General features: G+C 58.8%; 9 protein-coding genes and 2 pseudogenes. 3 read left to right on the forward strand and 8 right to left on the reverse strand.

Annotated elements, in window-relative coordinates; genetic code table 11:
• Positions 1–205: 205 nt before the first annotated feature.
• Positions 206–820 (forward strand): hypothetical protein, encoded by a 615-nt coding sequence (locus AX703_RS22090; RefSeq protein WP_062347305.1) that lies wholly within the window; start codon positions 206–208, stop codon positions 818–820.
• Positions 821–1,193: 373 nt separating this feature from the next.
• Positions 1,194–1,496, forward strand: coding sequence for a hypothetical protein (locus AX703_RS27590; RefSeq protein WP_156452178.1), 303 nt, complete (start codon positions 1,194–1,196; stop codon positions 1,494–1,496).
• A gap of 101 nt (positions 1,497–1,597) precedes the next feature.
• Here the strand turns inward: AX703_RS27590 and AX703_RS28565 are convergent.
• Positions 1,598–2,541, reverse strand: a pseudogene (locus AX703_RS28565) (IS630 family transposase).
• 233 nt (positions 2,542–2,774) lie between these two features.
• Positions 2,775–2,933 (reverse strand): hypothetical protein, encoded by a 159-nt coding sequence (locus AX703_RS27600; RefSeq protein ID WP_156452179.1) that lies wholly within the window; start codon positions 2,931–2,933, stop codon positions 2,775–2,777.
• 590 nt (positions 2,934–3,523) lie between these two features.
• Between AX703_RS27600 and AX703_RS22105 the strand changes: the two genes are divergently transcribed.
• A complete protein-coding gene (locus AX703_RS22105; RefSeq protein WP_052242744.1) occupies positions 3,524–3,961 on the forward strand; it encodes a helix-turn-helix domain-containing protein in 438 nt (145 codons plus the stop codon).
• Positions 3,962–4,153: 192 nt separating this feature from the next.
• Here the strand turns inward: AX703_RS22105 and AX703_RS22110 are convergent, their stop codons facing one another.
• The 6 genes and pseudogenes from AX703_RS22110 to AX703_RS22135 all read right to left on the reverse strand — a co-directional run.
• On the reverse strand, positions 4,154–4,609 hold the full coding sequence (locus AX703_RS22110; RefSeq protein ID WP_062347309.1) for a MarR family transcriptional regulator: 456 nt from the start codon (positions 4,607–4,609) through the stop codon (positions 4,154–4,156).
• Positions 4,606–5,184: a JAB domain-containing protein gene (locus AX703_RS28735; RefSeq protein ID WP_197423805.1), complete on the reverse strand. Its 579-nt coding sequence runs from the start codon at positions 5,182–5,184 to the stop codon at positions 4,606–4,608. Before AX703_RS28735 ends, AX703_RS22110 begins: the two co-directional genes overlap by 4 nt.
• A complete protein-coding gene (locus tag AX703_RS28080) occupies positions 5,136–5,570 on the reverse strand; it encodes a hypothetical protein (protein WP_062347313.1) in 435 nt (144 codons plus the stop codon). The genes AX703_RS28735 and AX703_RS28080 overlap by 49 nt, the downstream gene beginning before the upstream one ends.
• Before the next feature lie 32 nt (positions 5,571–5,602).
• A complete protein-coding gene (locus AX703_RS22125) occupies positions 5,603–5,938 on the reverse strand; it encodes a hypothetical protein (protein ID WP_039338297.1) in 336 nt (111 codons plus the stop codon).
• A 58-nt stretch (positions 5,939–5,996) separates the two neighbouring features.
• A complete protein-coding gene (locus AX703_RS22130; RefSeq protein WP_052242745.1) occupies positions 5,997–6,551 on the reverse strand; it encodes a helix-turn-helix transcriptional regulator in 555 nt (184 codons plus the stop codon).
• Between the two features lie 75 nt (positions 6,552–6,626).
• A pseudogene (locus AX703_RS22135) lies at positions 6,627–6,841 on the reverse strand (hypothetical protein); the annotation flags it as partial.

A 6,841-nucleotide genomic window follows, 5' to 3' on the forward strand; every position in this document is an offset into this window, starting at 1 on the left:
GAAAATGCAGCCCAATGGCCACACCCGATTTTACACCACATTGACGGACGCGACCTAAAGCGGGCATCACCGCACTGGTGGCAAGGTGCTGTGCGAGCGTCTGCCAAGCACATGTCAGGCCCTTTATGAAAAAAGCTCCATGGGCCTTGACGTTCTTAGAACTTGCCATCTTTGCTGCTCCGCGGGCACCACAGGGGCAAGTTGCATGGCGGTAGAAGTTTCTGAGCATTTGGCCAGTTTCATTTTCATGTCGGTCCTGGCCGCGCTTGTCCTGCTCGTCGCAATCCGAAAGCGCAGGGCAGATCGCCAGGCAATGGCTAATGCCGGTCACCAAAGGCAACGCCGCTCCCTCGTGTGCGAACCTGACACGGCCAATCAGCGGCGAACCGATGAAATTGACCAATACCGCGAAACTTGCATTGCACCTGGCGGTCAGGTGCCAATGCCGAGAGTTCCTGAAAACATTGGGTCGCCCGACATCCGTCTGACGGTGACGGACGGCGAGGAAGAGGAAAAATCGGAAGAAGTTGTACAGGCCCCCATGCAGAGGCGCTCCACCTCGCCCGGCGCGACCGTCATGGAGGCGTTTGAGCGAGACCTAGAGGCTGCTTTCGAGAGCTACGCTGCGGGATCCGGTACGGTGACCGCGATCGAGGAGGTCCTTGATCGATATGGTCCATGCACCCAGGAAGATGTGCGAGGCATGGTGTCGGCAGGTGCAACTGGTCAGGACAGCCCGGCAGGGCTTGCCGAGGCCATCGAATGGGTGCGGATGTGGGTAGCTGATCGCAAGCGCTGCCCTGGGTCCGAAGGCAGATAGTTGCGCATCGTAGACAGAATGAGGCTGTGGGTGCCGCCCCTGTTCTGATAGCTGCCATAGATATATGCCCCAAGGCCAAAGGGGAGTGTCGAATTGGTAGGCGGACTGCCCATTCTCGTCTGATTTCAAGCACTAGGCAGGAAGTGCGATTGACGCGGCCGAACAGATCGTTAACAATCGTTCAGGGTGTGAGTTAGGACGCTTGGAGGGGGCCTTGAGTTCCAGCGGGGGCAATATAACGCAATTCAGGAGGCATGACGGCGCGTCGCGATCACGGCAGCTTCTAAGTTCCTATCCCCACGGCAGGTTACTGCTCAGTCGTGCCAGGCGTGAGCTTGCATCGCTCGAGCGGTTAGCTGACCTCAGCGTCTCCATGCCGCTCACCAATGACGCCTGGCGCATGTTGCTGCGAATTTTGGTCGATACCTTGCAGGGTCGTGTAGTCACGGTGCATGGGCTCGCGAAGGATCTGGTCCTCTCTCCAGATATTGCGAGGCGCTACCTCCTTGCCCTGGAAAGTGAGCGGCTGGTCTTGGTAGTTGCGACCAAAGGCATCGGTGCGGCTTGCGGTGTAAGCGATCCTGAACCGGATTCGATTGAACGCGGAGTCACGATCGGCGACGAAGGCATTTTGAGAGTTGCCCGCTATTTCCTCCCTGAGGCGGCTAACGAATAGATCCCGACAAGGGTTCTGGGCGCTCCTTCATTGACGGTCTGTCTGGCTCCTTTCCAGACAGTCTCTTGTTGAGTGCAAGGCCATGACGTTTGGGTCGCAAGCTAGCGCGTTTTCCGATTATGTTGGATCATATCCGGGCTGAAGTAATTGGCGTTTTCATCGGGTTTGAAGATGTCGACCATCATTCCGCTGTGGCCCCAGAGGGAAGAGACGGTTCGCTCACCAACCCTGCAGAGCATGGCCTGAAGCCGCGAGAACGCCTTCTCGATGGGATTAAAGTCGGGGCTGCATGGTGGCAGGAAGCTCAGCTATGCACCGGCCGCTTCAAAGAGCACTGCACCGATGCGCGCTTATGGCTCGACAGGTTGTCCACGATCACCACGTCGCCGAGCGGCATTTCCGATATAAGGACTTGCGTAACATAGGCCTCGAACCACTCGTCATTGATCGGGCCATCGAGCGCCATCGGCGCAATCATGCCGGTCATGTGCAGGCCCGCGACCAGTGCTACGGTCTTGCGATGGCCGGGAGGGAACCCCATTCCCTTGGCGCACCGCTCGTGACTGTGGGTCATGTTGGTGGCGGTCCAGGTCTCGTGGATAAACGCGAGCCGCTCGGAATCCAGATTAAGCTTACCGTTGGATCAAGCCCGGCTCTGGCTGAGGATGTCGGGGCGGTCTTGCTTGATCGCGTGCCCCGTTTTTGCGTGTGATCTCCCGGCAGATCAAAGAACGCCAGAGTGTCCCGATCCCGATGTGAAGGCCTTGCGCGGCTAGGGTCCGACTGGACCTATACCAGCGTGACGTCCCCGTTCTCCGCCAGCAGCGCCGCGATACGGTCCGCGTGACTATCGGTTTTCGGCGAGCGCTGATCACCACCCAAGCTTGCCTGCAATCGCACGGCCATGCTCGCGGGACATGTGCCGCCAGCGAACTGCCGTGGCAATGCCAACCCCAAAACGAGCCGCTGCCGCTCAGCAACTCATACCCCTGTGTGTCGCCGCAACGGCCCGGTCACGCAGATCTTGAGATAAATCTAGAGCCATCCAGGCTGGCCTCCAAACAAGCAAGAAGGATGAACCAGAATCCAATGCCGCGGGAATCCTTCGCGATTCAAGGGCGGTGGAAAACGCTCAAAGAGGTGGGTAAGAGGGCTAGCGAAAGGAAGCTGTAGTCGCCGCTCATGATGAGGCCGATATGTTAGATTCGGTTCTGCGTTCGGGATGAAGTGTAGTCTTTAGCTAAACAACGCGGGCAATCGAGCGCTTCGAGATGGCGGTCAGTCGGTCTGGCCTTCGGCCGACATAAGAGAATCGTTTTCAATTAGGTCGGCCAGCGCTTCCAGGGCCGATGCAACGTGGATGCCCGGCAGGTATGCGCCGTGCGAGTCAATGATATCAAGAGCTTCCTGCAACTTGGCGAATGCTTCGGACAACATTAAACATGACCCTCAATTGGCCCGCGGCCAGTCTAGACGCTGCCAATTTGGAACTACTAGCGTCAATGTACCCGAATTGGAATATTTTGGTGAAAATGGCGTAAATCCGGAACAGCTCTTAGCTCTAAAGTGCATATTGCCGCGCATGGTTTTGGAGCCTCAAAGTTGAGTTGCCGGTTGGACGACGGGTGAATGTTTGCCGGCGTTGCTGTTGGGCAAAAGGGGTCCCTCCAACGCCGACAACAATCCGTGCAAGGATAGGGGCGACAGGGCGGAGACGGTATTTACTCCGATAGAATGAACATGCGAGTTCGGTTCGCCCATTCAAATTATATACTAAGAACCAGGAAACTTCTTACATCACAGGGAGTGAGGGATTCTCCTGCGGCTTCAACATGATGCGCCAGAGAATTTGACGTAGCGTCCTCGCTTTTCGCCTGAGGCGCAGATTTATGCCGAAGCCCGCAAAAGAAACGGGCGCATAAATCGCGACAGAACTCGCGAGGTCCTTGACGGAAAAGAATTCTTATGGAGTAATGCTTGGGAATGGGGCTTAGTATTGATGCGTAGACTAAGCAGGGGGCGGCGGAATGGAGCAGCTTGATCGCCGGACGGTCGCGGGAATTGCGCAGATGCTGTTGCGCTTGTCCGATGAAGATCCCGAAGGACGCGAGCTCGCACTTGCGGGTGGGGGAGCGAGTGATGAGCGGCTCCTTGCAAGAGTTCGAGACGAACAGGTTCGCCGGAGCAAGCGGCACAAGTTCCTGGGTATCTCGCGCGACCTCTTTTCCGACCCAGCTTGGGATCTTCTGCTTGAGCTGTATGCGGCACGGCTGGATCGTAAGCGCGTGTCGTCCTCGACCATGGGATTGGAGGCCGGCATTGCGCAGTCCACGGCGCTGCGCTGGCTTGGATACCTTGTAAATCTAGGTCTGATCGAAAGGACGCAGGACCCACACGATAAGCGCCGTCAATGGGTCGTGATCAGCGATAGAGCGGCTGCGGGCATGCGCCGGTATTTCAGCTGATCGAAAACAAGCTGGCGTGAGCGTGCGACCGGGGCTCTCTCAGGCAAGTGGCACCAAGGCGCGCCTCCCCCTGCAATCGAGGTTAGGCTTGACGTCGCCCGATTGGCGAGGGATGGCGACAAGATTGGCGCAGCCTGCAGCTATGGCTGGGCCGCGCAAACGCGGTCGGTTGGCACAGTGCACGCGGCCTCGTCATCGCGAGAAGAACAGGCTTGGCGTCGGTGTTTGCGCGGCTTCTGCAGGAGGGCGGGACGATGCAATAGTCGCGAGTGCTTGCTCGACGAGTGCATGGGCATCCGCGGTCAGGGTGAGGAAGATCCGACGCCCGTCAATTTCGTCCTTGTGCCGTTGCAGAAACCCGCGCTGTTCGAGGAACTTGATCCACCTGGTGATCGACGAGCCCGGCACGCCGGTAGTGTTTGCGATGGCCCCCGGGGTGCGAAGCTTGCCTGATCTGAGCCCGACATAGACCTCGAGAAGGATGTCGAAAGTGGGGTCGCAATGAAGATCGACATTGGCGAACAAGGCGGCAAGCTGCTGGCGCATGTTCAACTCCGCAGTGGCCACCCAGATCAATGAGGCTTCGCATCGCTGGTCGGCGCCTTGCGCGAGAGAAGCAAGGGCCATGGTCGAGGCGAGCTCTATCATGGGAGCAACCTCGCTCGCCGCATGCTGAAGATTCCTTCGGATCCGACAATAAAGTGCTCAGCAAGATGAAGTCCTTGCTTGACCGCCATCTGATGCAGAAGCGCTGTTGCGCCGATATCTGCCGCGCTGGGACGAGCAGAGCCATTTGGATGATTGTGGGCCATGACAATCTTGTTGGCGTGAAGCTTTCGGGCTTGGTGCAGCAATCGTTTTGGCTGGATGGCAACGCGGGACCGGTTCCCCGATGCGGTCACATCGATCCCGAGGCAGGTCCCGTCTGTGCCGAAGAACAGGACAAGCATTTGTTCGAGAGGTGCGGTGCCGAGCCTTTGTTTGAGGAAGCTGGCAAGAACGGGCGAGATGCCAGCATCTGGTACGGAGCTCCAAGCGTCTGTCCTGCGTGCAGATGCAGACTGTTCGCGCGATCGGTTTCCAGCCTTCTCACGCAGTGATCGCAGATATAGAAGCGGTTTTTGCGCAAGGCTGGTACGGATGTCGAGGGGACGTGCGAATGTGAGCCTGCCGCTCAGAATGCGGTTGCACCAGTGACTCTTCGGTCGCGCACTGCAAACCATGTACCAATGGCGAGGATGGCCAGTTGGATCCAGGACGGCGCACGCATCATCAAGGCGTAGGCAAAGGGCGCGTAGCTTGTTGCGAGCAAGCGCACGAAATGCGAAAGGAAAGCAATGAGCTGTGCGCCTGCGAACCATAGTGGCCACCATTTTCCGGACACCAAGGCGAGGGCGGTCATGGCTATCAAGACCAACCCGTCGATCACGAGATGACCCATATCCATCTGCTCGAAGCGCATAGGCTTCGCGCCGAGAGCGGCGTAGAGCGGCGATGCGAGCAGAAGGCAGGCCATGACCAGCGCGCCTCGCTTTTCGGTCTGGCCGGCACGGCGCCAAGCGTAGACCGTAATCAGTGTCAGTATGAGAATCTGCAAAGCGTAGCGCACAGTGCCTGTCTGCTTTTGCAGGTCAAGGGCGATCAGGCGGCCATGGCCTCGTTGCGGCCAGTGTCGATGGCCCCTTTGATCGGGGGGCATTCGCCATAGTCCGCAGCCATCATTTCGCGACCGAGGGCGGAAAGCTCGCGATGGACGCGCAGAAAGTCGCTGCTGGCGCTGACCAGGGCCTGCTGGCTTTGGATAAGCTTTGCGATCGCGATCTGCCCGGCGTGGGCGGGTACATCCCCGCCGGTGCGTGCGGCAAGCAAGGTCTGGAGCACGGCAGTGGTTGCCTGGAGTGCCTGGTCGATTGCCAGTTCAGCAGTCGGAACTTCGCGGGCGAGCCGCGCGGCGGCAACGGTCTTGGTCATGGTCATCGCAAATCCCCTGCCGCTTTGGTAGCGGCGCAAGCGTGTGGACATACGAGGCCTTTTACTATCCGAGGAGCGCTACGACGCTCTGGGTTACGCTCATGCCGATCAGGGCTACCACCACAATAAGCAGTGCAAAGACTATGATCAGGCCTAAGCGCACCAGAGGGCTCGTCGGAACTGCAAGGTCCCGAAGGGCAAGGCGTTGCGCTTGCGGCTCGGGCCATGGTGACGCTCCTCCCTGGGCAGGACCGGGGAAGAGGCCGATGTCCTCGAACATGAGCAACCGCTCCGTCTCGTCCTCGCCACCTTCATCCGCGATTGGTGTGTCGCTGGCGACCTGTGCAAAGCCACCTGTGGAATTCACACAGGTCAGTTTGAGCTGCGCATAGACACGTGCGGTGTCGCCGCGCCGGGTCGTGCCGAGGCGCAGGCGGGCAGCAGCAAGGCGTTGGTCCACGGCCGATGGTGAAATGCCGAGGGCTTTCGCGATTTCCTTGTTGCTCTTGTGCTCGAGCAGGAGGTCGAGAACCTCGCACTGTTTGGCCGAAAGACCGGCGAGATCATCGGACCAGCGGTCATCGTCGCGGGAAACGGGGATTTCGAGACGTGTGGCCATTCAGTATGGTTAACAGAAATGCCCAAAAGGGGGAACGGGGCTCGATGTAAAATCCATGTTAACGGATTGCGGGGATTACGTCGAATGGCTGCTCGTGCTGGGGCCTCGAGCCGATGGTTGGCCGCAAATCTCGTCCAGCTTCCGCTCCCAGGCCAGGGCGTGGGTGACGATAGTGTCCAGATGATCATAGCGCGGGACCCACGGCAGCGTGGCTTTGATGCGGCTGTTGTCGGAGATCAGCGCGGCGGGATCGCCTGGACGGCGGCCCTGCATCTCGCGCACGATCTTGC

The organism is Novosphingobium sp. CCH12-A3 (assembly GCF_001556015.1).
GTDB lineage: Bacteria > Pseudomonadota > Alphaproteobacteria > Sphingomonadales > Sphingomonadaceae > Novosphingobium > Novosphingobium subterraneum.